This window comes from Acinetobacter sp. 1130196 (assembly GCF_000588095.1).
GTDB classification, from domain to species: domain Bacteria; phylum Pseudomonadota; class Gammaproteobacteria; order Pseudomonadales; family Moraxellaceae; genus Acinetobacter; species Acinetobacter nosocomialis.
In genome coordinates, this window is record NZ_JFWX01000091.1 from 1 (window position 1) to 3,547 (window position 3,547).

5 protein-coding genes are annotated in these 3,547 nt (G+C 34.5%); 4 read left to right on the forward strand and 1 reads right to left on the reverse strand.

Features of this window, described 5'->3' with window-relative positions; genetic code table 11:
• The 3 genes from J671_RS25690 to J671_RS24270 form a co-directional block, all read left to right on the forward strand.
• Nucleotides 1-316, forward strand: a 316-nt coding sequence (locus J671_RS25690; protein WP_032021853.1) for an IS30 family transposase, incomplete at its 5' end; no start/stop codon positions are given.
• Between the two features lie 230 nt (nucleotides 317-546).
• The gene (locus tag J671_RS24265; protein WP_004887909.1) at nucleotides 547-1,245 is read left to right on the forward strand and encodes a DUF1826 domain-containing protein; all 699 of its coding nucleotides are present in this window, start codon (nucleotides 547-549) and stop codon (nucleotides 1,243-1,245) included.
• Nucleotides 1,246-1,486: 241 nt separating this feature from the next.
• Nucleotides 1,487-2,515: a MerR family transcriptional regulator gene (locus J671_RS24270; protein WP_004887910.1), complete on the forward strand. Its 1,029-nt coding sequence runs from the start codon at nucleotides 1,487-1,489 to the stop codon at nucleotides 2,513-2,515.
• 78 nt (nucleotides 2,516-2,593) lie between these two features.
• On the opposite strand, the gene J671_RS24275 is transcribed toward J671_RS24270, so the two are convergent.
• Nucleotides 2,594-2,806, reverse strand: coding sequence for a cold-shock protein (locus tag J671_RS24275; RefSeq protein ID WP_002054492.1), 213 nt, complete (start codon nucleotides 2,804-2,806; stop codon nucleotides 2,594-2,596).
• A 468-nt stretch (nucleotides 2,807-3,274) separates the two neighbouring features.
• Here J671_RS24275 and J671_RS24280 point away from each other — a divergent pair.
• Nucleotides 3,275-3,547, forward strand: a 273-nt coding sequence (locus tag J671_RS24280) for an IS5 family transposase (RefSeq protein WP_031983334.1), incomplete at its 3' end; no start/stop codon positions are given.

Here is a 3,547-nt window from a genome sequence, read left to right on the forward strand (position 1 = left end):
AACGTTGACCTATGACCGTGGACGCGAGATGTCAGAACATAAAATACTCGAAGAAGATTTAGGCATAGATGTATATTTCTGTGACCCACATTCACCTTGGCAAAAAGGCACATGCGAAAATATGAATGGTTTAATTAGGCAATATTTACCTAAAGGGATTGATTTAAATCAGGCAGATCAGCATTATTTAAATCAAGTTGCCATGTCACTGAATACTCGTCCTAGAAAGGCGTTAGATTGGCTTACACCATTAGAGAAATTTGCTCAGCTTGTTGATTATCATATGGCTTTTGAAACTGTCGCACCTCATGTTTGAATTCGCCATGTTATTCCCTTGATATACTACAAATAATTATAAATTTTATATTTTTCAATAGATAGTGAAGATAATTTATCAATATTTTACTTAGATCTTGCTATCCAATTTTCTTTTCTAAAATAACTATTCATAGTAAATAATTTATACCAAGTACAATTCAAAATCTTGGCAATATTTTTATAGAATTACGTGTATATTATATGACTAATTTATACGTTAATTCCAATATGACCAATACACTTTCTGAGCACAAACAAGTTGAAGTGGTAACTACTTTTGCTGAGCTTGTAAATACACAGTTTCAGGGGGATAAGAACGCTATTTGTTGGGTCAGAAATTTGGCAGGCGACTTTAAAGAAATTGTGGCAAAACTTCAGTTAAAAGAAAATATTACTGAAATTTCTATTGAAGATTTATTAGCACTGCCGCTTTCAGAACAAGGTGATTTGGCTCGAGACATTATTTTAAAGGACATACAGCTCTTAACTGATATGGGTGCATCACCTGTACTGAACTTACTTAAATATTATGAGCGTGATGATGAGCTAGATTTTATTTCAACAGATGTCTATTCATTTCACGTTGATCGCTCCCCTATTGAAACCGATACGTTCTTATGTACTTATCACGGTGCAGCTAGCGATATTGTGCCTAATGATCAAGTTGAACAAAAAGTTTTAATTCCAGAAATTAGAGAAAAGCTTAGAGCTTTACACGACGGGTCAGAAGCCGAATTTGAAAGCTTTTTAGCAGAGTATTTCTTTGATTTACATTATCAACCTAAATCCAATGCACAACCTATAAATTTAGGTACGGGACACTTGTGGCGTTTGGCGGTAGACCATCCCACTCAAAAGGTTTTACCGTGTGTGCATAGAGCACCTGTTGAAAATGACGGTGAATATCGGTTGCTACTTATCTGTTAATTTCCGACATGTTGCTAATTTTAAAGACTTAAATATCTGTTCTTTCATTATTAAATTGGCTTAAAGTCAATTTATATTAAAAAGGATTTCTAATTTCCCGTCGTTCAGTCCAATAATGAATAAAATAAATTTGAATATTTACTAAACCGAAAAAAATTAAAAATATTGAGCTAAAGTAGTTGACCCTCACGTAACGTAAGCCCCTAGCATAAAACACGCCTAAGGAAGAAGGAGCAAAAAGATGCTGTTAAAAGTTGGTGAATTGGCTAAGCAAACAGGACTTACTGTCCGTGCTCTTCATCACTATGACGATATCGGTTTACTTCAGCCTTCGGTCCGTTCTGATGCTGGTTATCGACTATATACCCGTAAAGACATTACCCGTTTGCATCAGATTCAAGCATTACGGGGACTGGGAATGTCGTTAGCCGAAATCCATACGGTTCTTGAAGACCCCAATCTTGCACTTCTACCAATTATTGATCAGCAGATTCAAGCAATAGATCAGAGATTGAACGAGCAAAAGAATTTGCGAAATCAACTCAGCAAATTGAAATCTCAAATTATAAGTGGTGAAGAGCTTGGATTGGAGGATTGGCTAAAAACACTGGAGCTTATAGCAATGTTTGAGAAATACTTTACAAAAGAAGAGCTTGAAAAACTTACTTTCTTACAAGCAGGTACTAAAAGTCATCAAGAGTGGCAAGAATTAACACTGGCAGCAAATGCATTATTTAATGCAGGTGAACCATTTAACAGTGAAGCAGCTCAAGATTTAGCACGAAAGTGGATGAAAACTCTTGAGCATAATACGAGGGCTAACCCAGAATGGCTTGTTAAATTAAATACCATAAATTCAGCCGAGCCTGAATTTCAGGAAAAATTAGGGGTAACACCCGAAGTTGTTGAGTTTTTACTTCAAGCGTTTTCTGAAAGTAAGCTGAGTATTTTTGCCCGTTATTTATCTGATGATGAGTTTAATTTTCTCAAAGAAAATTACATTCGTGAGATGAAAAAATGGCCTCAATTATTGGTCGATATTGAAAAATTGATTGATGCCGAGGTCAAACCAGATAGTGAAGGCGCGCAGCGTTTAGCAAAACAATGGCTTGCTATGTTACAAGGCTATGCTGGCAATAACCCAAGTACTCAAACAAAAATTCGTACTGCAATGCAAAATGAACCAAGCCTTGCTGACGGTACTTGGCTCAAACCAGTTACTCTACAATTTCTGGAAAAAGCCGTAGCAGCCTTAATGCGTAGTGCCTAGTTATAAGGAAAAGCTAAATCTTATTGACAAAAAAAAAGCCCTCTTTAGAGGGCTTTTTTATTTATTCTACAGAAATAATTACTGTGGAATAATGTTAGTAGCGCTAGGGCCTTTTTGACCTTGCACAACATTAAAAGTCACACGTTGACCTTCATGTAAAGTTTTGAAGCCAGAAGATGCGATTTCTTTGAAGTGAGCAAAAACGTCTGGACCTGAATCTTGTTGAATGAAACCGAAACCTTTAGTTTCGTTGAACCACTTAACTGTACCAGTAGCTGTGTTGTTAGACATGATATACATCCTATTGAATTTTAAGAACTTAAAGTCATGAGACATGACGGGTTTAACTTGGAAAAAATAACGAATTGAGCTTAAGATCTTAAAAACGGAGGATTATGAATAAAGCTTCGATACTAAAAGAGGATTTACTAAACTAATAAGTCTTTTTTCTAGTTAAGCTAATTATACACTAAAAAATCACTTATACAAACATTTTATATGAATTATTTATTACGGTTATTCTAAATATTTGTTTACATCTGTACAAATAATTACACATTATTATCTAAACATATAACATTTTATTTGTTATGTAGACTTTTAAAAAATGATATTTATAATCATTTGAAAGTTTGTTTTACACTCTCGGTATTTATTAATTACAATAACTTAGGCTATCTATCCGCCCTCCTCTATAATATGCATTAATATTATTAGTAGACCTCTTGCGAAAGTAAAAACCACCTCAATCTAAATTTCATGAGATATCAGAAATTAAATCGTTTTTCAGATTCTGAATTCCAGCGCTTGGTTGGTGTACCTCGACCAGTTTTTAGTGAAATGATCGAAGTTTTAAAAGAAGTAGAATCACTTAAAAAGAAATCTGGGCGTCCTCATACTTTAGCTATAGAGGATCAATTATTATTAACACTCAATTACTTACGGAATTACAGCACTCAATTGGAGTTGGCTGCAAATTACCATATCGCTGAAAGTAATGTGAATCGAACCATTAAAAAGGTTGAAGATGCA